General features: G+C 64.7%; 22 protein-coding genes. 11 read left to right on the plus strand and 11 right to left on the minus strand.

The genetic code is table 11. The features are described from left to right. Positions 1–207: 207 nt before the first annotated feature. Both C7G41_RS04500 and C7G41_RS04505 read right to left on the minus strand, forming a co-directional pair. Complete coding sequence (locus tag C7G41_RS04500; RefSeq protein WP_199198129.1) at positions 208–1707, minus strand: NAD(P)/FAD-dependent oxidoreductase; 1500 nt, start codon at positions 1705–1707, stop codon at positions 208–210. A 125-nt stretch (positions 1708–1832) separates the two neighbouring features. Further along, a complete protein-coding gene (locus C7G41_RS04505) occupies positions 1833–2591 on the minus strand; it encodes a trypsin-like serine protease (RefSeq protein WP_199198131.1) in 759 nt (252 codons plus the stop codon). Positions 2592–2701: 110 nt separating this feature from the next. On the opposite strand from C7G41_RS04505, the gene C7G41_RS04510 reads away from it, so the two are divergent. Continuing rightward, positions 2702–3337, plus strand: a complete 636-nt coding sequence (locus tag C7G41_RS04510; RefSeq protein WP_199198133.1) for an HAD-IA family hydrolase — start codon at positions 2702–2704, stop codon at positions 3335–3337. A gap of 121 nt (positions 3338–3458) precedes the next feature. Here C7G41_RS04510 and mtnA read toward each other — a convergent pair whose 3' ends face one another. The 3 genes from mtnA to C7G41_RS04525 all read right to left on the minus strand — a co-directional run bounded on the left by mtnA (position 3459) and on the right by C7G41_RS04525 (position 6001). Next, positions 3459–4568: an S-methyl-5-thioribose-1-phosphate isomerase gene (mtnA, locus tag C7G41_RS04515; RefSeq protein WP_106941404.1), complete on the minus strand. Its 1110-nt coding sequence runs from the start codon at positions 4566–4568 to the stop codon at positions 3459–3461. Between the two features lie 18 nt (positions 4569–4586). Beyond that, positions 4587–5462 carry an S-methyl-5'-thioadenosine phosphorylase gene (locus tag C7G41_RS04520; RefSeq protein ID WP_018455934.1) on the minus strand — a complete coding sequence of 292 codons (876 nt, stop codon included), beginning with the start codon at positions 5460–5462 and terminating at the stop codon, positions 4587–4589. A 266-nt stretch (positions 5463–5728) separates the two neighbouring features. Further along, the gene (locus C7G41_RS04525) at positions 5729–6001 is read right to left on the minus strand and encodes a phosphopantetheine-binding protein (protein ID WP_106941405.1); all 273 of its coding nucleotides are present in this window, start codon (positions 5999–6001) and stop codon (positions 5729–5731) included. Positions 6002–6358: 357 nt separating this feature from the next. Between C7G41_RS04525 and C7G41_RS04530 the strand changes: the two genes are divergently transcribed. The 4 genes from C7G41_RS04530 (at position 6359) to C7G41_RS04545 (ending at position 12569) form a co-directional block, all read left to right on the plus strand. Further along, complete coding sequence (locus C7G41_RS04530; RefSeq protein WP_106941406.1) at positions 6359–7576, plus strand: acyl-CoA dehydrogenase family protein; 1218 nt, start codon at positions 6359–6361, stop codon at positions 7574–7576. A gap of 75 nt (positions 7577–7651) precedes the next feature. Beyond that, positions 7652–8632, plus strand: a complete 981-nt coding sequence (locus tag C7G41_RS04535) for an amino acid--[acyl-carrier-protein] ligase (protein WP_106941407.1) — start codon at positions 7652–7654, stop codon at positions 8630–8632. Between the two features lie 37 nt (positions 8633–8669). Next, complete coding sequence (locus C7G41_RS04540) at positions 8670–9545, plus strand: acyl-CoA acyltransferase (protein WP_106941495.1); 876 nt, start codon at positions 8670–8672, stop codon at positions 9543–9545. A gap of 156 nt (positions 9546–9701) precedes the next feature. Beyond that, positions 9702–12569 (plus strand): PAS-domain containing protein, encoded by a 2868-nt coding sequence (locus tag C7G41_RS04545; RefSeq protein ID WP_106941408.1) that lies wholly within the window; start codon positions 9702–9704, stop codon positions 12567–12569. Between the two features lie 21 nt (positions 12570–12590). On the opposite strand, the gene C7G41_RS04550 is transcribed toward C7G41_RS04545, so the two are convergent. Further along, positions 12591–14285, minus strand: coding sequence for a bifunctional diguanylate cyclase/phosphodiesterase (locus tag C7G41_RS04550; protein ID WP_199198135.1), 1695 nt, complete (start codon positions 14283–14285; stop codon positions 12591–12593). Between the two features lie 221 nt (positions 14286–14506). Between C7G41_RS04550 and C7G41_RS04555 the strand changes: the two genes are divergently transcribed. After that, complete coding sequence (locus C7G41_RS04555) at positions 14507–14767, plus strand: hypothetical protein (protein WP_199198137.1); 261 nt, start codon at positions 14507–14509, stop codon at positions 14765–14767. Positions 14768–14773: 6 nt separating this feature from the next. Here the strand turns inward: C7G41_RS04555 and C7G41_RS04560 are convergent, their stop codons facing one another. The 3 genes from C7G41_RS04560 to mtgA all read right to left on the minus strand — a co-directional run bounded on the left by C7G41_RS04560 (position 14774) and on the right by mtgA (position 16575). Then, entirely contained in the window at positions 14774–15406 is a 633-nt protein-coding gene (locus tag C7G41_RS04560) for a hypothetical protein (RefSeq protein ID WP_199198139.1), read from the minus strand. Positions 15407–15548: 142 nt separating this feature from the next. Beyond that, entirely contained in the window at positions 15549–15731 is a 183-nt protein-coding gene (rpmF, locus tag C7G41_RS04565; RefSeq protein WP_007598106.1) for a 50S ribosomal protein L32, read from the minus strand. Positions 15732–15900: 169 nt separating this feature from the next. After that, on the minus strand, positions 15901–16575 hold the full coding sequence (gene mtgA, locus C7G41_RS04570; protein ID WP_106941412.1) for a monofunctional biosynthetic peptidoglycan transglycosylase: 675 nt from the start codon (positions 16573–16575) through the stop codon (positions 15901–15903). Positions 16576–16735: 160 nt separating this feature from the next. Between mtgA and C7G41_RS04575 the strand changes: the two genes are divergently transcribed. Beyond that, the gene (locus tag C7G41_RS04575) at positions 16736–17659 is read left to right on the plus strand and encodes a polyprenyl synthetase family protein (protein WP_106941413.1); all 924 of its coding nucleotides are present in this window, start codon (positions 16736–16738) and stop codon (positions 17657–17659) included. Positions 17660–17666: 7 nt separating this feature from the next. Beyond that, positions 17667–18356: a DUF1345 domain-containing protein gene (locus C7G41_RS04580; protein ID WP_106941414.1), complete on the plus strand. Its 690-nt coding sequence runs from the start codon at positions 17667–17669 to the stop codon at positions 18354–18356. A gap of 16 nt (positions 18357–18372) precedes the next feature. Here the strand turns inward: C7G41_RS04580 and C7G41_RS04585 are convergent, their stop codons facing one another. Both C7G41_RS04585 and C7G41_RS04590 read right to left on the minus strand, forming a co-directional pair. Then, complete coding sequence (locus C7G41_RS04585; protein WP_106941415.1) at positions 18373–20205, minus strand: caspase family protein; 1833 nt, start codon at positions 20203–20205, stop codon at positions 18373–18375. 180 nt (positions 20206–20385) lie between these two features. Then, a complete protein-coding gene (locus C7G41_RS04590) occupies positions 20386–20814 on the minus strand; it encodes a GFA family protein (RefSeq protein WP_106941416.1) in 429 nt (142 codons plus the stop codon). Between the two features lie 92 nt (positions 20815–20906). Here C7G41_RS04590 and C7G41_RS04595 point away from each other — a divergent pair, with 92 nt between their 5' ends. The 3 genes from C7G41_RS04595 to C7G41_RS04605 all read left to right on the plus strand — a co-directional run bounded on the left by C7G41_RS04595 (position 20907) and on the right by C7G41_RS04605 (position 23998). Continuing rightward, on the plus strand, positions 20907–21281 hold the full coding sequence (locus tag C7G41_RS04595; protein ID WP_106941496.1) for a nuclear transport factor 2 family protein: 375 nt from the start codon (positions 20907–20909) through the stop codon (positions 21279–21281). A gap of 191 nt (positions 21282–21472) precedes the next feature. Then, the gene (gene bla / locus C7G41_RS04600) at positions 21473–22342 is read left to right on the plus strand and encodes a class A beta-lactamase (RefSeq protein ID WP_106941417.1); all 870 of its coding nucleotides are present in this window, start codon (positions 21473–21475) and stop codon (positions 22340–22342) included. Positions 22343–22390: 48 nt separating this feature from the next. After that, the gene (locus tag C7G41_RS04605; protein WP_199198141.1) at positions 22391–23998 is read left to right on the plus strand and encodes a Na+/H+ antiporter; all 1608 of its coding nucleotides are present in this window, start codon (positions 22391–22393) and stop codon (positions 23996–23998) included. The last annotated feature ends 16 nt before the right edge of the window (positions 23999–24014 follow it).

Below are 24014 nucleotides of genomic sequence, written 5' to 3' on the forward strand. Positions count from 1 at the left end.
AGTTGAGACCTGCCCACCCAATAACCAGTGTCGTCCCGGCGCAGGCCGGGACCCATAGCCACAAGACGTAGTTTGGCGATGACTCGTTATCGTGGGACTACCACCAACCGCAGTCGATAGATTCCGCGGTATGGGTCCCGGCCCCCGTGCGCAATTGCGCACTAGGCCGGGACGACATTGCAATGCTTGGTTAGCGCCTAGCGGCCCTCACCCATACACAAACTCCCCGCCATCCAGATCCGTCTTCGGGATCTCGTCCTTTTCGGTCCAGTAATCCTGGCTGTGCTGCCATTCCGGCTTGTCGCCGCGCTTGGGTAGCAGATCCATGTTGCGCATCATGTAGCCGGGGTTGAAGTTTTCCGGATCGATCCAGGGCAGGATCGGCATGTTGTGGTCTTCGGCACGCAACTGGACCTCGACCTTCTTCTTGCCTTTGGCCTTCAAGTGACCGAGCAGGCGGCAGACGAAGTCTGCGACGAGGTCGACGCGCAGCGTCCAGCTGGCGCGGAAATAGCCGAACACCCAGACCATGTTCGGCACGCCCGTGAACATCATGCCGCGATAGGTGACGGTGTCGCCGAACGCGAGCGGCTTGCCGTCGACCTCGAAGGCGATGTCGCCGAGCGCCGCGAGATTGAAGCCGGTTGCGGTGACGATGACGTCGGCTTCGAGCAGCTTGCCGGATTTGAGCTGGATGCCGTTCTCGACGAAACATTCGATCTCGTCGGTGACGACGGACGCCTTGCCGCTGGCGATCCCCTTGAACAGATCGGCATCGGGCACGAAGGCGATGCGCTGCCGCCACGGCCGGTAGCTCGGTGTGAAATGTGTATCGACATCGTACTCCGGACCGAGCACCGCGCTGATCTGGCCGATCAGCTCCTTCTTCACCTGTTCGGGCTTTGACAAGCAAAGCTTGGTGAACGCGTCCTGCTCGAACAGGATCTTGCGGCGGACGATCTCGTGGATCCAGGCCTCGTCGACCTGCAGCCGGCGCAACTCCTCCGCGATCTCGATGGCGTTGCGGCCGAGGCGGAAATAAGTCGGCGAACGCTGCAGCATCGTGACATGCGCGCATTTGTCGGCGATGTTCGGCACCAGCGTCGCCGCCGTCGCGCCGGAGCCGATCACGACGACTTTCTTGTTCGAAAGGTCGATATCATCAGGCCAGGTCTGCGGATGAACGATGCGGCCCTTGAAGCGATCCGTACCCTTCCATTCCGGCGTATAGCCTTCCGAATGGCGGTAATAGCCCTGGCACATCCAGAGAAAATTCGCCGTGAAGGTTTTCGCTTCGCCGGTGTCGGTCGTCACCGCCTCGATGGTCCAGAGGTTTTGCTCGCTCGACCAGCTCGCCGAATTGATCTTGTGCTTGTAGCGGATGTGTCTCGCAAGATCGTTGTCGTCGATCACCTCGTTCATGTAGGCGAGGATTTCCTCGGCGGTCGCGATCGGCGGCCCGACCCAGGGCTTGAAGCTATAACCGAAGGTGTGGAGATCGCTGTCGGAGCGGATGCCGGGATAGCGATGCGTGGTCCAGGTGCCGCCGAACGTCGCCTGCGTTTCCAGGATGACAAAGCTCGCATCCGGAAGCTGCTTGGTCATGTGATAGGCGCTGCCGATGCCCGAGATACCGGCGCCGACGATCAGCACGTCGAAATGTTCAGAAGCCTGTTTGGCCGCGTGACTGCGAACAGCGACATTCATTGTTGCTTCTATGCCTTGCTTGTTTTTGTGGCCGCCCTTGATTGGGCGACGCGTTTCCTCCGCGACGGACGTGGTTGCCCATCGCGCTTCCGCTTCAAGATGACATAGATCAGGACGCGGTCAAATCACAGCGTCGCACCCCAGCTCCGCGCGGTCTGCACGATCCAGTCGCGATAGAGCGTGAGCGGCGTGACGCCGGTCAGCCCGCCGCAGCCGGCGGCTCCGTTCGGCCCCGTGGACCAGCTGATGACGCCGACGAGCACGGCTCCGGTCGGCTTGTCCTCGAACACGGGACCGCCGGAATCACCGGTGCAGGCGCCAATTCCGTCGCGAACCCCGTTGGTTACGGGGTCGACCAGCCGGATCTGGAGCGTACCGGGCTGACCGGTCGCGACGAGGCCGGCAACACGCGTCGCGCCGCCACTCTTGCCGTCGCCACGCACGGTGACGCCGATACCGGCGATGACGAAGCGGCTGCCGACCTGGATCGGAATATTCGGCGCACCGACGGGTACCGTCGATTTTCCCTTGAGTGGAATTTCCAGTTGGAGCAGCGCCAGGTCGGCGGTGGCGCGATGCGCTTGCATCGCCTGCATGTTGAAATTTGGATGGATCGCGACGGTGCGGACATTCAGCAGTTGCGGCTGTCCGTCGGTGCCGCGATCGACGATCTTGTAGTCCGCGCCGGGCTGCACGCAGTGGGCAACCGTGAGCACCAGCTTTGGCGCAACCAGGGTGCCGGTACAGAAATTACCGCGCGAGCCGACGATCGTGACGACGGCGCGCGCGACGCCATCGGCCTGCGGCGTGCCGCCGCCAACGATGGCATAAGCGGGCGTGGCGAGCAGCAGCGCGGTTGTAATGAGGGTTGCAAGCTTTTTCATGGGAACACGCTTCGGTATCGGCATCGGTGGCGGCGCGGGATGGCTTCGGACTGGCCCTTGCCGATAGCGCATGCTAGCGCTCTTGGAAAGGAATTGACGAGGGCGGGACCTTGACGATCGAGGCTGTGATCTTTGATTTTGGCGGCGTGCTGACGAGTTCGCCGTTCGAGGCGTTCACGCGGTTCGAGACAGAGCGTGGCCTGCCCATCGACATCATCCGGCGCACCAATGCCGCCAATCATCTGGAAAATGCCTGGGCCAAATTCGAACGCGCCGAGGTCGATATCGACACGTTCGATCATTTGTTCGCGACGGAGTCGCTGGCTCTCGGCGCTGAGGTGCGCGGCCGCGATGTGCTCCCGCTGCTTCAGGGCGATTTGCGCCCCGAGATGGTCGAAGCGCTGAAGCGCATCAAGGCGCAATTCAAGACCGGCTGCATTACCAACAATCTGCCGGCCAATGCGATCGGCAGCATGACCGGTCGCTCACTCTATGTCGCCGAGGTGATGGTGCTGTTCGACCATGTGATCGAGTCCGCCAAGATCGGCCTGCGCAAGCCCGACCCGCGCATTTATCAGCTGATGGTCGAAACGCTGAAGGTCGATCCCAAAAACTGCGTCTATCTCGACGATCTCGGCGTCAATCTGAAGCCGGCACGCGAGATGGGCATGACGACGATCAAGGTCACCAGCGGCGCCCAGGCGATCGCCGAGCTCGAGACAGCGACGGGGTTGAAGCTGAGCTAGAGCGTCCTTCTCCGTCATTGCGAGCGCAGCGAAGCAATCCAGACCGCCTCCGCGGTGGGATTCTGGATTGCTTCGCTGCGCTCGCAATAACAGCGTGGAAAAATCCCGCCTGGCGAACGGATTATTCCGCAGCGGCGGCAATACGCTCGGGAAACGCAGCCGCCAGCGAGGCGCGATCGGGTTTCAGCACGCCGCGCTCGGTGATGAGGCCGGTGACGAGTCGCGCCGGCGTGACGTCGAAGGCATAATTCGCGACCGGCGAGCCCTCCGGCACGATGCGCACTGTCTCAAGCCGTCCGTCCGCGGTGCGGCCGGTCATGTCGGTGACCTCCGTGCCGCTGCGCTGCTCGATCGGGATGTCGCGGATGCCGTCATCAACGGTGAAATCGATCGTCGGCGACGGCAGCGCGACGTAGAACGGCACGTTATTGTCGTGAGCGGCGAGCGCCTTCAAATATGTGCCGATCTTGTTGCAGACGTCGCCATTGGCGGCAACGCGATCGGTGCCGACGATGGCGAGATCGACCATGCCGTGCTGCATCAGATGCCCGCCGGTGTTGTCGGGAATCACCGTATGCGCCACGCCGTGATGGCCGAGCTCCCAAGCCGTGAGCGAGGCGCCCTGGTTGCGCGGACGCGTCTCGTCGACCCAGACATGGACCTTGATGCCGCGCTCATGCGCGAGATAGATCGGCGCCGTCGCCGTGCCCCAGTCGACGGTCGCAAGCCAGCCGGCATTGCAATGGGTCAGCAAATTGACCGTCTCGCCCGGCTTCTTCCTTGCGACGATCGCCTCGATGAGTTTCAGGCCATTGGCGGCGATGCCGCGGTTGATCTCGACGTCCTGCTCGACGATCTCGTCGGCGCGCGCATAGGCGGCTTCCGCGCGCTCCAGCGGATCGATCGGCGCGAGGCTCGCGCGCATCTCGTCCAGGGCCCATTTCAGATTGATCGCCGTCGGCCGCGCCACCACGAGCGTGTCGTAGGCGCGCTTCAGGCCGGCGTCGGAGGCATCCTCACGCATTGCCAGCGCCATGCCGTAAGCTGCGGTCGCGCCGATCAGCGGCGCACCGCGCACCAGCATGTCGCGGATGGCGAGGGCCGCGTCCTCGCACGAGGTCAGCTTCGCAACGATGAACTCGTGCGGCAGCCGGCGCTGGTCGATCGCGCCGACCGACCAGCCGTCGCGCTCACGCCAGATGCTGCGGAAATGCTTGCCGTCGACCTTCATGGCATTCTGCCTTTCGTATCACGTTCGCAGGATGCGCCCGGCCACCGCATCGAGCTTCTTCAAGAGCTCGGGATCGCGCGCCTCGGGCGCGGTGATCAGCGCGGTATCGAGCGCGCGGTCCGAGCCGATCGGGCACGGCTCATGCTCGCGCGGGAAGTCTTTCGCCAGCCGCGCCACCAGCGCTTTTGCCTTGTCGGCGTTCGAGCTCAGAACACGGATGATGTCCTGCACGGTGACGGCGTCGTGATCGGGATGCCAGCAATCGAAATCCGTCACCATCGCGACGGTGGCGTAGCAAAGCTCGGCCTCACGCGCGAGCTTCGCTTCAGGCATGTTGGTCATGCCGATCACGGAATAGCCAAGCGTCTTGTAGGTCATGCTTTCCGCATAGGTGGAGAATTGCGGTCCCTCCATGCAGACATAGGTGCCGCCGCGCGCGAACGCGATGCCCTCGGCTTCGGCCGCCGTGGCAAGATGGATGCGCAGCCGCGGCGAGACGGGGTGCGCCATCGACACATGCGCGACGCATCCCCTCCCGAAGAACGAACTCTCGCGCTTGTGGGTGCGATCGACGAACTGGTCGACGAGAACGAAGGTGCCCGGCGGCAGCTCCTCCCTGAACGAGCCACAGGCCGACAGCGAGATGAGGTCGGTGACGCCAGCGCGCTTGAGGACGTCGATATTGGCGCGATAATTGATGTCGGAGGGCGACAGCCGGTGGCCCTTGTCGTGGCGCGGCAGGAATACGATCGGCAGGCCGGCAATTGAGCCGCGCCGCAGGGGCGCCGACGGCTCACCCCAGGGGCTCCTGATCACCTCTTCGCGAGCGTCCTCCAGCCCCGGCAGATCGTAGATGCCGGAGCCGCCGATGATGCCCAATACCGCCTGCGTCATGCCTGCTCCACCCCGTTCGCGCCGTGCGACATGGGCAAGCTATGCCAGTTTTGCGGCGGTTTTGAAACGGGGTGGCGGGGCTGGGAATGTCGTAAGGAAAACGACACGCCCACCACAGCCTGGGCGTCGTCCTGGCGAAGGCCAGGACCCGTACCGCGAGGTCTGTCGATGGCAAATGCTGTTAGTCCCGGACGGGCAGTCTTCGTCAAACTGCTCCCTGGGGTGATGGGTCCTGGCTTTCGCCAGGACGACCCAAATAGATTCTACTAAGCCGCGGCCGCCGACTGCAACTGGGTCGCGACCATACGCTCCAGCGTCTCGACGGACTGGAAGTTCTCCGGCGTGATCTCGGACTGGGGAATCGTGAAGTCGAACTCGGCTTCGACGCCGAGCATCAGATTGACCATGTCCATGGAGGTCAGGCCGACGTCGACGAGCTTGGCGTGAGGCGTGACCTCGGCGGACAGCGAGTTCTGGGCGAGGATGCCCTTCACCAGCTTGATGATGCGATTGCGCAATTCGGTATCGAAAGCCTGCATCGGTAAATTCCCATCTGTCGACAAAGGTCGGACCGGTTGCCGGCTACGATGGGCACGGCAGGCCGATCCCGCAATGGACGCCACCATTACTTCGCGTTTCTTAGTAAACGATGACTCAGATTGTCTGGATTTCCGCCTTCTTACAGATCCCTAACGCGATCGCGGAAATCCGGGCGATGCAAACAACCCGAACTTAACTGTTCGTTTGGAATTGGGCTTTGTTTACCCTCTATTTCATCGACGAATTTGAATTAAATCCGTAGCCTCATCTCATAAGCAAAGATGGTCGAAGGATCGCTCAAGCGGCATCGCGAATGATGCCGGCGATCCTGAACGGCAAACCGGAGGCGGACGAGTATGAACGTGCGTGAAGCAGTCCTCACTGTCGACGAGACGCAGACGAGCTTTCTCGAGCAGGGTCCGTCCCTCATCGAACGCGCCGCTCGAACCGCCACCGTGGCGGCTGCCGACGCAGACGGGGTCGATCGCGATGCCCGCTTCCCCCACAAGGCCTTCGAGGTCGCGCGCGAGCAGAAACTGCTCGGCGTCATGATCCCGGTCGAGTTCGGCGGCTTCGGTGCCTCGATCCACGACGTCACCGACGTCTGCTACACGCTCGGACGCGCCTGCGCCTCCACGGCGATGATCTACGCCATGCACACCACTAAGGTCGCCTGCGTCGTCAGGCACGGCCACGGCATCCCCTGGATGGAAACCATGATGCGCCGGGTCGCGCGCGACCAGTGGCTGCTCGCCTCCTCCACCACCGAAGGCCAGAACGGCGGCAACATCCGCGCCAGCGCAGCCGCCGTCGACGTCGCAGGCGACACCGTCTCGCTGCTGCGCGATGCCACCGTGATCTCCTACGGCGCCGAGGCCGACGGCCTCGTCACCATCGCCCGCCGCGCCACCGATGCTTCTGCGTCCGACCAGGTGCTGCTGGCGCTCGCCAGGGACGATTATTCGCTGAAGCGGACGCTGGGCTGGGAGACGCTCGGCATGCGCGGCACCTGCTCGACCGGTTTCGAGCTGAAGGTCGACTGCCCGACCGACCGTGTCTTCCCGGAATCCTACGATAAGATCCACGCTCAGACCATGACGCCGTTCGCGCATCTGTGCTGGTCCTCGGCCTGGGCTGGTATCGCTGCAGCCGCAGTCACCCGTGCGCAGGCCTTCGTCCGCAAGGCGGCTCGCACCTCAGGCGGCCAGATGCCCCCGGCAGCCGCGCATTTCACCGCCGCCAAAATGTCGCTGGCCAAGCTGCGGGCGCTGATATCGGCCAATATCGACGCCTTTGCTCGCGCCGAGCACGACGAACGCGCGCTCGGCTCGCTCGGCTTCCAGTCTTCGATCACGCTTTTGAAGGTGCAGGCCTCGGAGCTCGCGGTCGAGACCGTGATGCATGCGATGCGCACCGCTGGCCTTTCCGGTTACCGCAACGACGGTGAGTTCACCATGGGCCGCCATCTGCGCGATGTGCTGTCGTCGCCGATCATGATCAACAACGACCGCATTCTGGCCAATGCCGCGACGTCGACCCTGATGAGCGGAGTGCCATTGAGCCTTAATGACTGACGTACCTTTTCGTGAATGACATGCCTTAGCGACCCAACCAACAAGAACAATTTTGAGATAGCAGGACATCGAACCATGAACATTGCCGTCCTCCCGAATTCGCCCGAGACCGCCCCGCAAATCGCGGATCCGCTCGATCATCTCGCCGAGAAGCTGTTCCACCCCATGGGCTCGGACGGCGTCTATGCCCGCACCGCGCTTTATGAGGGCATCGTCGAAAAGCTCGCCGCGCTGATCACGAGCCATCGCGAGGCCGGCACCGAAGTGATGCGCTTCCCTCCGGTGATGAGCCGGTCCCAGCTGGAAAAATCCGGCTACCTCAAGAGCTTTCCGAATCTGCTCGGTTGCGTCTGCGGCCTGCACGGCACCGAGCGCGAGATCAACGCCGCGGTGAGCCGCTTCGATGCCGGCGGCGACTGGACCAGCTCGCTCTCGCCGGCAGACCTCGTGCTGTCGCCGGCAGCCTGCTATCCCGTCTATCCGATCGCGGCGAGCCGCGGCCAGTTGCCGAAGGGTGGCCTGCGCTTCGACGTCGCCGCCGACTGCTTCCGCCGTGAGCCGTCAAAACATCTCGACCGGCTGCAATCGTTCCGGATGCGGGAATATGTCTGCATCGGCAGCCCCGATGACGTCGCCGACTTCCGCGAGCGCTGGATGGTGCGCGCGCAGGCGATTGCGACCGATCTCGGCCTTACCTTCCGCGTCGACTATGCCAGCGATCCGTTCTTCGGTCGCGTCGGTCAGATGAAGGCCGTAAGCCAGAAGCAGCAGCAGCTCAAGTTCGAACTGCTGATCCCGCTGCGCTCGGAAGAGCAGCCGACCGCCTGCATGAGCTTCAATTATCACCGCGAGCATTTCGGCACGACCTGGGACATCCAGGACGCCAATGGCGAACCGGCCCACACCGGTTGCGTCGCCTTCGGCATGGACCGCCTGGCCGTCGCCATGTTCCACACCCACGGCACCGACCCTTCCGCATGGCCCGTCAAGGTGCGAGAGATCATGGGCCTGCAGCCGCAGATCGCGGCCGATGCCCACGGCGAAGGCTGGCGCTAACGGAACGAGGCCGGTCATTTCCACGGGAAAGACGAGCGTGATCCATACCAAGGTCCGATGCCGCGAGATCACCGAGTCCGACGTCGATGCGGTCGCGGACTTGCTGACGCGCGGCTTCGTCGGCCGCTCGCGCAGCTACTGGATCCAGGGCCTGCGCCGGCAAGCCTTCCGGCCCGTGCCGGAGGGCTACCCGCGCTTCGGCTACATGCTCGACAATGACGGTACGCCGGTCGGCGTGCTGCTGCTGATCTACACGGCGCGGACGGACGGCGGTGAGACCGCCATCCAGTGCAATTTGTCGAGCTGGTACGTCGACCCGGCCTACCGCAACTACGCCCCGCTCCTGACCAAGATCGCGCAGCGGCACAAGGACGTTACCTATCTCAACATCAGCCCGGCGCCGTGGACCTGGCCGATCATCGAGACGCAGGGCTTTCGCGCCTATTGCCGCGGTATATTCTTCTCGGTGCCTGCGCTGACGCGCGTCCCACGCTGGAGCAAGATCGAGGTCATCTCGCAGCACGCCAAGACGATCGACGGACTTTCCGATGCCGAGACCGATCTCTTGACGCGGCACGCGCGCTACAATTGCCTCAGCCTCGTCTGCCGCACGCCGAAGGGAACCTTCCCCTTCATCCTGCAACCCGTGCGCATCCGCCGTGGCTTCATTGCGCCGCCCGCGATGAAGCTGATCTACTGCCGCAACGCGGCCGAATACACCGAATGCGCAGGCCGCATCGGCCGGCTGCTGCTGCGGCTCGGCAAGATCGCGGTCGCCGTCGATTCCAACGGCCCGGTTCCCGGCCTCGTCGGCATCTACACCGAGCGTCGCGGCCGCAAATATTTCAAGGGACCGCACCGGCCGCAGCTCGCCAATCTCACCGATACGGAACTCGTGCTGTACGGGCCGTAGACCGCCTCGCACGCCCTCCGCATTCGAACGCATCCCTGCATCGCCGGTCACCCTACGTAAACTACGGCGCTTAAGGGAATTTTCCCGCCTCTTCGCTAGCCTCGGCGACTGAATTACCTTGCGTTAGGTCTATTGCCGCCGAGACCCAGCCGCCCCATGACGTCGATCCGCAACAACGAGTTTGATGCACGCCGCGAGCAGGGCCCGAAGGCCCTGGTCGGGCTGAGCCAGCTTGCGCTCGACCACATGGAGCAAGGCGTTTGCGTCTACGACGCCACCAACCGGATCGTGCTGGTCAATCAGCGCTACCTCAACCTGTTCAACATGTCGCCCGAGAAAGTGCGGGTCGGCACGAGCTACCGCGACGTGCTCGCCCACAGCGTGGCTCTCGGCAACATCCCCGCGGGGGAAGTCGACGCACTCTATGCCGTGCGCTTGGCGCGGATCGCGGCCGGCCAGCCGTTCCGGACTCAACAGACGCTCGCGAGCGGCCTCGTCATGGCGCTCGAGATGAAGCCGCTTCCCGGCGGCGGCTGGATGACGATCTGCGACGACGTCAGCCGCCTCGCCCGGGTCGAGGCGGAGCTGCGCGTACAGACCGAGCGCAGCCAGCACGCGCTCGCCAACATGTCGCACGGGTTGATCATGTACGACGCCGACAGCCGCGTGGTCGTCTGCAACGATCGCTTCCTGAAGCTCTACAATCTCGACCCGGAAATCGTGAAGCCGGGCGTCTCGCATTGTACGGTCATTGAGCATTGGATGTCGCGCGGCAACCTGCCGGGCATGGCGGGTGAGGAATTCCACGACTCCCGGCTGGAGGACGTGCGCACCAGGAAGGCGAAAAACCTGCTGGTGATGCGCTATGACGGACGGATGGTGCAGGCAGCCTCCCGTTTTCTGCCCGACGGCGGCTGGGTGACGGTGCACGAAGACGTCACCGAGCGGCTGCAATACGAGGAGATGCTGAGGCAGCAGAACTTCATGCTCGATGCGGCGCTGGAGAACATGGCGCACGGACTCGCCTTCTACGACAGCGACATGCGCCTGCGCGTCTGCAACACCACCTACCGGAAGATCTATCGGCTCTCGCCGGAGGAAACCAAGCCAGGCACGCATCTCGCCGAACTGATCGAACGCGCGATGGCAAACGGCGCGTTCTCTTCCGAATATAGCCCGCAACAGCTCCTGGAAGCCGCCAGCGCAAGGATTGCCGACCGCAACTCCTCGCCGATACGCCGGCGCATGTCGAACGACACCACGATCTCGGTGCGCTATTGCGCCCTGGCCGAGGGTGGTTTTGTGGCTACCTACGAGGACATCACCGAGCGCGAGCATGCAGTCGAGGAGCTGGGCGAGCAGTATCGGCGCTTCGACGCGGCCCTGAACAACATGAGCCAGGGCCTGTGCATGCTCGATTCGAACTTGCGCGTGATCGTGTGCAATCGGCGCTATATCGAGATGTACGGACTGTCGCCCGAATTGGTGAAGCCGGGTGTGTCGATGCGCGAGATCATGGAGCACAGCTGCGAGCTCGGCATCCATCCAAACACGACCGCCGCGCGGCTGTATGCCGATTATGTCGAGAGGCTGCGCGAGGGCGAGCACACGCTGCACCGCTATTTGAGCGACGGCCGCATCATCAAGCTCAATCACAAGCGAATGGAGCACGGCGGCTGGGTCGTCACCTATGAGGACGTCACCGAGCGCCACAAGGCCCAGGCCCGCGTCGCGCACATGGCGCGGCACGATTCGCTCACCGACCTGCCCAATCGCACGCTGTTCCGCGAGAAGATGGGCGAGGGGCTGAACCAGGTCGCGATCGCCGGTGGCGCAATGGCCGTGCTGTGCTTCGACCTCGACAATTTCAAGACCGTCAACGACCGCCTCGGCCACGCGGCCGGCGACCGGCTGTTGCGCTGGGTCGCGGCCCAGCTGCAGGAGAATGTCGGCGAGCACGACACCGTCGCGCGGCTCGGCGGCGACGAATTCGCGGTTCTCCAGCGCGGACCGCAGCCGCAATCGGCGGAAAGGCTCGCACGCCGCCTGGTCGAGATCATCGGTCACCCGCCGCCGCTGGAGAACCAGTCGATCCATGTCGGCGTCTCCGTCGGCATCGCAATCGCGCCCGATCATGGGCTCGACGCCGACGAGTTGATGAAATGCGCCGACCTCGCGCTGTACCAGGCCAAGGCCAAGGGGCGCGGCGCCTATCGGCTGTTCGAGCCCGAAATGGAGGAAGAGGCTCGCAGCCGGCACGCGCTGGAGCGCGATCTGCGCGGCGCACTGGAGGGCCGTGAATTCCACCTGGCGTTCCAGCCGCAGGTGCGGCTCGATACCACCGAACTTACCGGCTTCGAGGCGCTGCTGCGCTGGAAACATCCCTCACGCGGTCTCGTCTCGCCGGCCGAATTCATTCCGATTGCGGAAGAGAACGGGCTGATCGTTCCGATCGGAGAGTGGGTGCTACGCACGGCTTGCGCGACCGCCGCGACCTGGCCCGATCTCACCGTCGCCGTCAACCTGTCGCCGGTGCAGTTCCGCTCACGCGGGCTGGTGACGATGGTGACGAGCGCGCTTGCGGAGGCCGGCCTGCCGCCGAATCGGCTCGAGCTCGAGGTCACCGAGACGGCGCTGCTCGACGACAGCGAAGCGACGATCGAGATCCTGCACCAGCTCCGCGCGTTGGGGGTGCGCGTCAGCCTCGACGATTTCGGCATCGGCTATTCTTCGCTGAGCTATTTGCGCAAGTTTCCGTTCGACCGCATCAAGATCGACCGCTCCTTCGTCGGCACGCTCGGTGAAAGCCCGGAGAGTGTGGCGATCGTCCGCACCATCGCCAGCCTCGGCTCGGTGCTCGGCGTCGAGACCACGGCGGAAGGCGTGGAGACGATTGAACAACTCGACTTCGTCCGCGAATGCGGCTGCACCGCCGTGCAGGGATATTATTTCGGCAAGCCCTCCCCGGCCGCGGAGGTCGTGCGTGTTATCGAGCGCCTGAACACCGTTCGGCGCGTGGCGTAAGGCTCCGGCTCAGATTGACCTCTACCCTGCCGCCGGCAGTGCGCTGTCCGGCGACGCGCCCCAGGGGCGGTCGGCTGAGGCGAGCCCGATCAGGCGGCCCTGGATGTAGTCGCAGCCCCAGTCGCGCAGCATGTTCGCAGCTTCTTCGTCCTGCACCCATTCGGCCACCGTCTTGATGTCGAGGCGGCGGGCGAGGTCGATCAGGGTCTGCACGAAGGCGCGGTCGTCGGCGGAACGAGTGATGTTCTGCACGAAGGCGCCGTCGATCTTCACGATGTCGACGCCGAGCTTGCGCAGATTGCGGAACGAGGTGTAGCCGGCGCCGAAATCGTCGATGGCGATGCGACTGCCGAAATTCTTCAGCCGGGTGACAAAGCCGCGCACGTCGTCGATGTCCTGGATCGCGACGGTTTCGGTGATCTCGACGATCAGCCGCTCGGCGACGCCGGGATGGGCGCGCATCAGAGATTCGATTCCCGCCCACCAATCCGGATCCATGGTGGTGTCCGGCGAAATGTTGAGGCTGAGGCAGATGTCGGGCGCGGCGGCGAGCTCGGCGACCACGAGCTCGAGCACGCGGTGATCGACCAGGCGGATCAGGCCGAGCCGTTCCGCGACCGGCACGATGTCGGGCGCGAGCAGCACCTGGCCGTCGCCCTGATCCATCCGCACCAGGCATTCGTGAAAAGCGCACTCGCGCGAAAGGGCGGCAACCACCGGCTCATAGGCGAGCTTGATGCGGCGCTCGTTCAGTGCGGTGACGATCTCGTCGGTGACGCGGATGTTGACGCGGCGCTGGGCGTCGCGCGCGGCATCCGGGCGCCACGCTGCAAACGAGCCGACGCGACGTTGTTTCGCGGTGTCCAGGGTCTCGTGGGCGCGATTGACCGCTTCATCGGTGTTGCGGGCATAGCGCGGCACGCTGACCGCGCCGATCGAAGCCGTGACCGACACCGGGCCGGATTTGGTCGGCACCACCTCGTCGCGGATGCCGGCGAGGAAGCGCTCGGCGGCGACGTTCATGTCGTCGACCGTGCAGTTCTTCAGGATCAGGCCGAACTTGTTGCCGGAGAAGCGACCCAGCACGTCGCCGCCGCGCAAGCGCGCGCGAATGCGCGTGGCGACGTCGAGTATCACGGCGTCGGCAACGTCGAAGCCGAAGGCCTCGTTGACACGCGCGAGATGATCGATGCCGACCAGCATGAAGGCCGCGGTCGAGCGGAAACGGGTCGTCTCTTCGATGGCCTCGGCCAGCGCGGCGATCAGATGCGAGCGATTGAGCTCGCCCGTCAGCGGATCGAGCCGGGCCAGCTTCGTCAGTTCCTCGTCGCGGGCGTGGCGTTCATTGTTGATGCGGACTGAGCCGATCGCACGCACCGGGCGGCCGTCGGGGCCGGCGAACCAGCGGCCGGTCTCTTCGATCCAGACCACGGGATCGGCGGCGCTCATGCGCACGCCGTACTCGACCCGATAGGGCGTGCCGTCGGCGCCATGCACGGCTGAGGTCTGCGCCAGCGCGGCGGTCCGCAGCGATTGCGCGGGCTCGATCAGCCTGGCGAATTCGGCGCCGGTGGCCAGCCGCTCGGCGGGAATTCCGGGGAAGATGGCGCCGACCTGCTCACCCCAGACGATGGCATCGCTGGCGATGTCCCAGGCGAACACGGCCTGACCGAGGGCGGCCAGGATGTCGGAGGCTTGCGGCAATGCGGGGGTCAAAATCGCCTCGTTTCGGGACAGCGGGGAGTCCTGAGTCGGCACAGGATAAAGCCAGATTCGCCATTGACCCTAGGCAAAGTTGATAAACAATTTGGAAACCACGTTTCCTCACGCGCAGGAACCAAACCGGCCCGCCCGGCATAGGCCTTGCGAGTACATGACACGCACCGGCGCCAGCGTCTCGAAATGAGACGATCTTTGCCGGGTCAACGGTGATTGCGATGTTCAGTACCGATCGATCGAACGCGTCGGACAACGGCCCGGGCTCGGCCCTGGTGCCGCTGCTGCCGATTTTGCAGTGGGTGCACAAGGCACCGCTGCCGCGCCCCGATCCCAGCTTCGTCACCCAGCTCATCGCCAATGCCGAGCACCTGCCCCAGGCGAGCCGGCTCCGCCGCGCGTCTTCCGAGGATGCGCAGGTCGCCTATGGCAGCAAGCGCCCGCTTCCGAGCGTCACTGCGCGTACGCGGCAGATGGCTTGAAATAGCTCAGCGCGGCGCGTCGGGAGACGGCTGCGTGCCGTTGCCCGGCTGCAAGTGCGGCGAGGGGATTTCCGGCGAGGGCGTGCTCTGGACCGGCTTCGGCGCGGGATGATCCATCAGCACGGATTCGGCCACCGACTGCGCGGAAGGTGCGGATGCGGGCGGGGCAACGACCGGCTCGAACTTGGGCTCGACCACCGCTTCATCGACTGCCGCTTCAGCCTGACGTCTGGCCTTGCGCGGCGCTGGTGCCGTTTCGGCGACATAAGCGACGCGGCGGCGCGTGCGCTGGGCGATGCCGCCGAGGAAATCGGCCATCGCGAGCAGCACCAGAAGGAAATAGGTGGAGTTGCCAAATTTCGGCCACATCACGAATTCGGCCGCAGCTGCGCCGAACACGATCAGCGACAGCAAATGATCCATCAGGAATTTCGAGCCGGGCCGCGCGCCCTTGACCACTTCGAGCAGCAGCAGCACGACACCTAGCGCGAGCATCACGTCGGAGAGCGTGACCGGCCAGGCCTCGCCCGTGATCATCGGCACCTTGAACAGCACGTCCGTAAAGGACACGCTCGGCATCAGGAAGGCGATGATGTTGTAGACCGCGAGCGGGATCAGGAGCAGCGGGAAACCGACCATCGGCGAAATGCCTTCTCGATCAAGATATCCAGACAGGACAATGCGGCGGCGAAGCATTCGCTCCGCCGCCGTCACTGTCATATCTCATGGGTTGGCCGAAATCAGGCAGGCCCGATCGTCCTGCCCACAGAAAGGTCCTGACTCAGGACTCTTTCTTCTTCAGGACCTGACGGCCCTTGTACATGCCGGTCTTGAGGTCGAGATGATGCGGACGACGGAGTTCGCCGGAATCCTTGTCTTCCACATAGGTCGGCTTCTTGATGGCGTCAGCCGAGCGGCGCATGCCACGGCGCGACGGCGAGGTTTTTCTTCTCGGAACGGCCATTTCAGTATCCTCTAGGGATTGGTGTCATCAGGGCATCGTCCGCGAAGGGACGGCTCAGCACCCGCAAACCGAGGCGAGCTGAATGCCGGTCAAGGCCGGGCTTATAGAGGAAGGCCTGCCCTAAATCTAGGGCTCTGGGCCGGAAAATGCGCCCGAAAAGGACCCGAAATCAGCGATTCTCCCGCCAGCAGGTCGAAAGCGAGCTGGCCTGCGCCCTCGCCACATAGGTCCCGGCCAGCCGCCGGACGCCCGGTCCAGGCGTCCTGGCGCTGCGTTTGACCGGATTCGGCAGGATCGAGGCCAGAAGCGCCGCCTCCCGGGGGGAGAGGTTCGCCGCCGACTTGCCGAAGGCATAGGCGCTGGCCGCCTCGGCCCCAAATTGGCCCTGCGGGCCGAGCTCGGCGATATTGAGGTAAATCTCGAGAATCCGAGCCTTGGGCAGGACGAGATCGATCCACAGCGCCAACGGGAATTCCAGCGCCTTGCGGACAAAGTCCCGCCCCTGCCAGAGAAACAGGTTTTTCGCCACTTGCTGGGTGATGGTGGACGCACCCCGGAACGGGGTGCCGTCCTCCCGGGCATCGTCGACCGCCTCACGCAGCGCACCCCAGTCGATGCCGTGATGCTTGCAGAAATGGGCGTCCTCGGCCGCCACCACCGAGCGTGGCAGCGAGGGCGACATCGCCGCCAGATCGATCCATTCCCGCTGCATCGGCGCACCTCGAAGCGAGCGCCAGGCCATCAGCGTCGAAACGGGATGGCCGGTGCGGTAGAACGGCGCGACGACATAGGGCGCGAGAGCCGCGACCGCGAGCACCAGGAGAAGGATTTTGACGACGCGCAAATCAACCTTTCCGGCGCAGAACGAAACGCGGCCACAAGCCCGGCATTAAGTCTGTGATAATTCGGGCCTTTTCCAGCACTTTTTAGGCCTTCCAAACGATTGACTGAGGCGGGCGCATAAAGGATTGTCCCGCCGAATTTTAGTTCTGGAGCCCTTCTTGATGACCGGCACGTCCCCGTCCGATTTCGCCAAACGTCTGGACAAGACCGCTGATGACACCGAAGCCCTGCTCGGGCGCCTGCTGTCGGACGACATCCTGCCCGATGAGATCGCCCGGCCCAAGCGACTGATGGACGCAATGCGCTATTCGAGCCTCAACGGCGGCAAGCGCCTGCGGCCCTTCCTGGTGGTCGAGAGCGCGGCCGTGTTCGGCGTGACGCGCGAAGCCGCGCTGCTCGCCGGTGCGGCGCTCGAGTGCATCCACTGCTATTCGCTGATCCATGACGATCTGCCGGCGATGGACAATTCGGACCTGCGCCGCGGCCGCCCGACCCTGCACAAGAAGACCGACGACGCGACGGCGATCCTCGCCGGCGACGGCCTCCTGACGCTCGCCTTCGACATCATCACCCGCGACGAGATCCATCGCGACGCCAATGTGCGGCTCCTGCTGACCCGCGCACTGGCGCGCTGCGCCGGCATCGGCGGCATGGTCGGCGGTCAGATCCTCGATCTCGCCGGCGAAGGCCGCTTTGGCGACCGTGAGCCGGTCGACGTCGCCCGTCTTCAGCAGATGAAGACCGGGGCTCTGCTGCGCTACGGCTGTATCGCCGGTGCGATCCTCGGCCAGGCCTCGCAAAAGGAATATCAGGCGCTCGACGATTACGGCCGCGCGCTCGGCGAGGCCTTCCAGATCGCCGACGATCTGCTCGACGTCGAAGGAGATGCAGCGGCGCTCGGCAAGCCCTCGGGCCAGGACGCCGCGCTCGGCAAGACCACCTTCGTCACCCAGCTCGGAATCGAGGGCGCCAGGCAGCGGGTCCGCGACCTGCTCGCGCGGGCTGACAGCGCCGTGTCGATCTTCGGCGATCGGGCCGCAGTGCTGCAAGCGGCCGCGCGGTTCGTCGCCGAACGCAAGAACTAGCCGCGCGATGACGGGCGGCACCAAAGAGGATCCCGCCCTCGTCCGCTTCCGCCAGATGTCGCGGCCGATGCGGCTGATCTACGCCCGGCCGCGAACGTTCATCTCACTTGCCGTCGGCATCATCGTCTGCCTGCTTATGCCAGGCTCACCCCGGCTCACGACGCGGCTTGTGCTCGGCTGGGATGCGCTGATCGCGGTCTATCTCGTGCTGGTCTATGCAATGATGCTTTGCAACGATCACCAGCATATCCGTAGAAGCGCCGCGATGCAGGACGATGGCCGCTTTGTGATCCTGCTGGTGACGGCGATCGGCGCGTTTGCGAGCATCGCAGCCATTGTCGCCGAGCTCGGCGTCCACCGCGGCGCCGCGGAGCTGACCATCGCGATCAGCACCATCGCGCTGTCCTGGGCCGCCGTGCATACGACCTTCGCGCTGCATTACGCGCATGATTATTATCGTCACCCAACGCCGGGCGGCCTTCAGTTTCCGAGTGGGGATAAGGAAGACCACGCGGATTATTGGGACTTCGTCTATTTCTCGTTCGTGATCGGCATGACCGCGCAGGTCTCCGACGTCGGCATCACCGACAAGACCATCCGCCGCACCGCCACCGCGCACGGCATCATCTCATTCATCTACAACACGGCCTTGCTGGCGCTGACTGTCAACATCGCGGCGAGCGCGATTTCGACCTGAACTCACTCCCGCAATCCTAGTTACAGACCTCGGCATTGGCATCGTTGCCGGGGCCGCCGCCGCCGCGATATTCGAGATGGCAGCCGCGGTTGACCGGACGGCAGCCGCCGCTATTGCAGAACATCTGCCCGCCACTCGAGCGACGGCTGGCGCCAGCGGCGGCAGCAATGCCGGCAGCGCCACCAAAGCCGCCCGCCGCTTCTGCAGCCGCACCGCCGGCTTGACGACGCTGCCGTGCGGGACGCTCGTCGCCGTCGTCACGCTTTGCGGTCGCAGGCTTGGCGGTCGCGGGCTTGGCGGCACGCTGCTTCTCACACTCGTTGTCGTCGTTGAGCGCATAGCCATCGCGGCAGACGATCTTGGTGCACTTGTCGCCGTCGGCCTTGAAGCCGTGCTCGCAAACCAGCGGACAGACGCGCGACTGTTTCGACTTGACCGTGTCGAGCGCATCGGTGCTCGCCACCTTCACGTCGAGCTTGGTGCCGGCATAACGGTTGAACTGCGACAACGAGCGCTGTGCGGACGTGGTCCAGTTGCCGTCGGCGGCGCCGGAGAAGCAGCCGACGCGGCCGAGTTCGGTCTGCACCGAGCGGCTGAGATCGGCCGGCGCGGTGGCCGGCGTCAGCGACGCGACGTTGGTGCCGGCTGGGCTCGCCGTGCTGGCGGGCGCTGCACCCGGCGCCGCGGCGGCGAGATTGACGCGCTGCTGCTCGGCGGCGGCCGCCTGCTGCTGCGCCTGCTCCTTGGCCTTTTGCGCGGCAAGCTGTACCTGCTCTGCGGCCTTCGCATCGGCGGCTGCCTTGGCCTGCGTATCCTTCTGCGCGCCAAGTGCGGCGAGACGATCGCGCTCGGCCTCGGCCTGCTTGGCCTTCTCGGTGGCCGCCGCATGAGCCTGCTCGGCGCCGATTTTTTCGACCTGAAGCTTGGCGAGGCTCGCATAGAAGCCGTCGGGATGCTGGGCAAGGAAGGCATCCCACGCCGGCCTGTTGCCGACCTGGAGCGCGAGCTCGTAATCGCGGCGAATGTCAGCCTGAGGGTTCGGCGCGGGCGCAGCGGCAGCCGCAGCGGTCACCTTGACCGGCACCAGCGGCACGTCTTCGCCGCCGAGCGAGCCATAGACGAACGGCTCCTGCTTGTTACCTGTCGACTTGAGCACGTCGTCGCGCACGAAGCCGAAGGCGCGGCGGACGTCGAGGCCGGGCGTCGTCAGATGCTTCGACAGCGCCACGGTGAAGGGGCTGTTCGCACCGTCGCCGTCCTGCGCCGTGAAGCCGGCCTTGGCCGAATAGGCGATCAGCGTGTTGGAGCTGGTCGGCTCAACCTGGGCGAGGCCGCGGCCGATGCCGCGCGAGGCGACCGTGCGCTTCATGGTCTTGCCGAACGGATTGTCACGGCAGGCATCCAGGATCACCAGGCGAAGCTGCTTGGCCGGTTCGACCGCGACCAGGACGCGGTCGAGGGAGAGCGCCTCGTCAAAGACGTCGGTGTCACGCTCCAGCTTGGCGTCGACAGGGATCAGATAATTCGAGCCTTCGACCTCGATGCCGTGGCCGGCATAATAGACCACGGCGATATCGGCATCGCGCGTGCCGTCGGCGAATTCGCGCAGCACACGCCGGGTTTCCTGCGCCGTCAGATCGCGCCGGGAATCGACGATGTCGAACCCGGCCTCCTTCAGCGTCCTGGCCATCACCGAACCGTCATTGACGGGGTTCGTAAGCGACGGCGCATGCTGATAGGCGGAGTTGGCGATCACCAGCGCGACGCGCTTCCCGGCCAAAGCGGGGCCGGTGCCGAATAGCAGCGCGACGGCGAGGAGAAGTGGGCAAAGTCTGAGCAGTTTGCGCATGACACGACTTCCGAGTTCAGGGCAGTTCGAGCCCCTTTGGGACGGCTTTAGCAGGGTCCGTCGCGGACGCTTGTGACGGAGGTCACGAAGGTGGCGCCGGCGGCGGGCCGAAAGACCCCTTTTGTTTGTCGCGCCAGTCCGGCCGCGGTTCGCCGCGAAACAGGTGCGCAGCAGGTTCCCTCAGGCATCCCCGATATGGCCCCGATATTGAGGCAGATTGTCCGTAATCTCGTGCCAGGGCGCCTTCGAGCCCACGAAAATGTGGGCGCTCGGTCGGATGGAGGGGACATCGACCAGGGTTCCCATGGCGACATGGACCCATTTTCCCTCGCGCACCCGGGAATAAAGCAGCGAGCCGCAGCGGGCGCAGTGGACGTCGTGGGTGGTGTCGTCACCGTAGATGGTGCGCTGGTCTTCGCCTCTGATGATGCGGAGCTTGCTGTGCTCGATGCCGGCGAACGGCTTGAAGGCGGCGCCGGTGGTGCGGCGGCAATCCGAGCAGTGGCAGTTCATCGCATAGGAGAACGCGTCCGCCACCTCGTAGCGCACGGCGCGGCAGTAGCATTCGCCGATCAGGAAGGAAGCGTTCGAATTCTCTGATCCGGTCATTACAGCGTCCCTGCGCAAATGGTACGGACACCATAGCGCATTTTGACGTGTACGACTAAGTTCGCCCCGAGCCATCATTCAAAGGGATGACCATGAGCCAGAACCGTTCGAGCGTCGAAGCCGTCGTGCAATCTTACTTCGACGGACTTTACGAGGGCGATGCCGAAAAACTTGGCGCCATCTTCCACCCCTCCGCCGATTTGCGCTGGGTCGAGAAGGGCGAGCTGCAGGTGCTGACCGTGCCGGACTGGCTCGACCGCGTGCGCAAGCGTCCCTCCGGCAAGGCCGAAGGCAAGGCGCGCGAGGATTTCATCGTCACCATCGACCGTTCGGACGACAAGACCGCCTTCATCAAGGTCCGGTGCCAATTGCCGCCGCGTTTTTTCACCGACTATCTGGTGGCGATGAAGCTCGCCGACGGCTGGCAGATCGTGTCGAAGTCCTATCGGTATGACCTGCGGGAGTGAGGGGCTTAGTCTTCCGCTGCCCGAAATCTGGCGCACTCGTCCCACATCCTCCGTCATTGCGAGCGCAGCGAAGCAATCCAGAGTCTTTCCGCGGAGGTAGACTGGATTGCTTCGCTGCGCTCGCAATGACGATGCGGATGGAGTGCATGCCGCATCTCCACCCCGCCCCCGTCTCGCTCAAAAGGTCCCCCATGCTTCTCGACCGCCGTTCGCTGCTCGCCTCGCTGTGCTGGATGGCCGCCTCCCCTGCGCTCGCCGCGGACGCGCAGCCTGAGCTCGAAACCTATGAGCGCGAGAGTGGCGGCCGGATCGGGGTCTATGCCGAAAACCTCGCGACCGGCGCAAAGCTCGCCTGGCGCGCTGACGAACGGTTCGTCATGTGCTCGACCTTCAAGGCTTCGCTGGCGGCTTGCGTCCTGGCGCGGGTCGATCGGGGCGAGGATCAGCTTGCGGCCATGGTCCCGTACGGCAAGGCCGACCTGCTGGAGTACGCACCGGTCGCCAGGCAGAACATTGCCGTCGGCGCAATGTCGGTCACCGAGATGTGCAAGGCGATCGTCGAGCTCAGCGACAACACCTGCGCCAATTTGCTGTTGGCACGGATCGGCGGCCCCGCCGCGCTCACGGCATTCTGGCGCTCACTCGGCGACACCACCTCGCGGCTCGACCACAATGAGCCCGAGCTCAACCGCTCACCGCCCGGTGATCCCCACGACACCACGACGCCGGCGGCGATGGCAGGCAATCTGCGCCGGCTGCTCACGGGCGAGGCGCTGTCTTCGACCTCGCGCGCGCAGCTTACGGAGTGGCTGGTGGGTTGCAAGACCGGCGCGAACCGGCTGCGTGGCGGGCTCCCCGCAAGCTGGAAGATCGGCGACAAGACCGGCAATAACGGCAAGGACGCCTCGGGCGACATCGCAGCGGCCTGGCCCAAGCCCGATGCGAAGCCCGATGCACCGATCCTGATCGCAGCCTATACCCAGGGCGGCACGCCGACCGCGGCGCAGATCGAAACCGTGTTCGCAGGCATCGGCCGCTTGGTGGCCGAGCGGCTGGCGTAAGCCGCACGCATTGACCTTGCGACCGCTTCCGGGTGAAGACAGATCATCATGGAAGCGAAATTTCAGACCTTTCTCATCCTGCTCGCCGTGCTGGCGGGCACCGCGCTTGTCGCCCGCCGCTTCAACATCGCGCCTGCCATTCTGCTGATGCTCTCCGGCGTCGGCCTCGCTTTCGTGCCGGGCATGCCGCCGGTCGAGCTGCCGCCGGAACTGGTGCTGCTGATGGTGCTGCCGCCGCTGATCTACTCGGCGAGCGTCGCGATGAGCTGGCGCGAATTCAAAAAGAATCTTCGCCCGATCGTGCTGCTCGCGGTCGGCGCGGTGATCTTCACCACAGCGCTGGTCGCAACCGCCACGCATTATTTCATCGGCCTGCCCTGGACGATCGGCTTCCTGCTCGGCGCCATCGTCGCGCCGCCCGACGTGGTGGCGCCGCTCGCGATCGCGCGCCGGCTGCACTTGCCGCGTAGGCTCATGGTCATCCTCGAAGGCGAAGGGCTCGCGAATGACGCCACCGCGCTGATCCTCTACCGCTTCGCGCTCGCCGCGATCATGGTCGGGCATTTCTCGCTGCCTCTGGCGGGCGGCGAGTTCTTGCTCATCGTCGCCGGCGAGATCGCCTTCGGCATCGGTGTCGGCTGGCTCTCCTTGCGGTTCCGCAAATGGTCGGGGGATCCGCAGGTCGAGCTGACACTGTCGCTGATCACGCCCTACGTGTCCTACTGGCTGCCCGAGCATCTCGGCGGCTCCGGCGTGATCGCCACCGTCGCCTGTGGTCTCTATGTGAGCTGGAACGGCCCGCTACTGATCTCGGCATCGACGCGCCTGCAAGGAATCTTCTTCTGGGACCTCGTGATCTATCTGATCGAGGGCCTGCTGTTCCTGCTCACCGGCTTCCAGATGCGCGCGCTCTACGAGAAATCGAAGGCGTTCCCGCTCGACGACATCGTGATCGCGACCGTCGTGGTGCTGGCGGTCGTCGTGATCGCGCGTTTCGCCTGGCTCTATCCCGCGACCTATCTGCCGCGAATGCTCAGCAAGTCGCTGCGCGCGCGCGATCCGTCACCACCATGGCAATGGCCGTTCGTGCTTGCGTTCACCGGCGTGCGCGGCGCGGTGTCACTGGCGGCGGCGCTGGCGCTGCCGTTCACGCTGCCGGGCGGCGAGGCCTTTCCGTTTCGCGACCTGATCCTGTTCGTCGCCTTCGGCGTCATCTTCATCACGCTGATCGGCGTCGGCCTCACGCTGCCTCCGGTGGTGCGTTGGCTCGGTGTCGCGGAAGCCGGTCGCAACGAGCATACCGCCGAACACGAGTCCGAGATCGCAGCACGGCGCCAGGCCCTCGATGCGGCCCTGAAGTCGCTCGATGCGCTGACCGAGGAGAAGGACGTGTCGGACGAGGTGATGCGGCTCCTGCGCGCGCGACACGAGATCCGGGTCAACCAGCTGCCCGATTCGCTCGATCCCACCCACCACGACGTCTCCGCTGCCGGCACCGCCCTGACCCGGGACCTGATCGCCGCCGAGCGCAAATTCATCCACGACCTGCTGCGCGACGGCCAGATCACCGACGAGACGCGCCGGAGGATCGAGCGGGATCTGGACCTGGAGGAGGCGAGTTTGGCGAACCGGGAGTATCGAGGAGGGCCGCTATAGATTCTCGTCATCGCGA

Source organism: Bradyrhizobium sp. MOS002 (assembly GCF_003020115.1).
Taxonomy (GTDB): Bacteria; Pseudomonadota; Alphaproteobacteria; order Rhizobiales; family Xanthobacteraceae; genus Bradyrhizobium.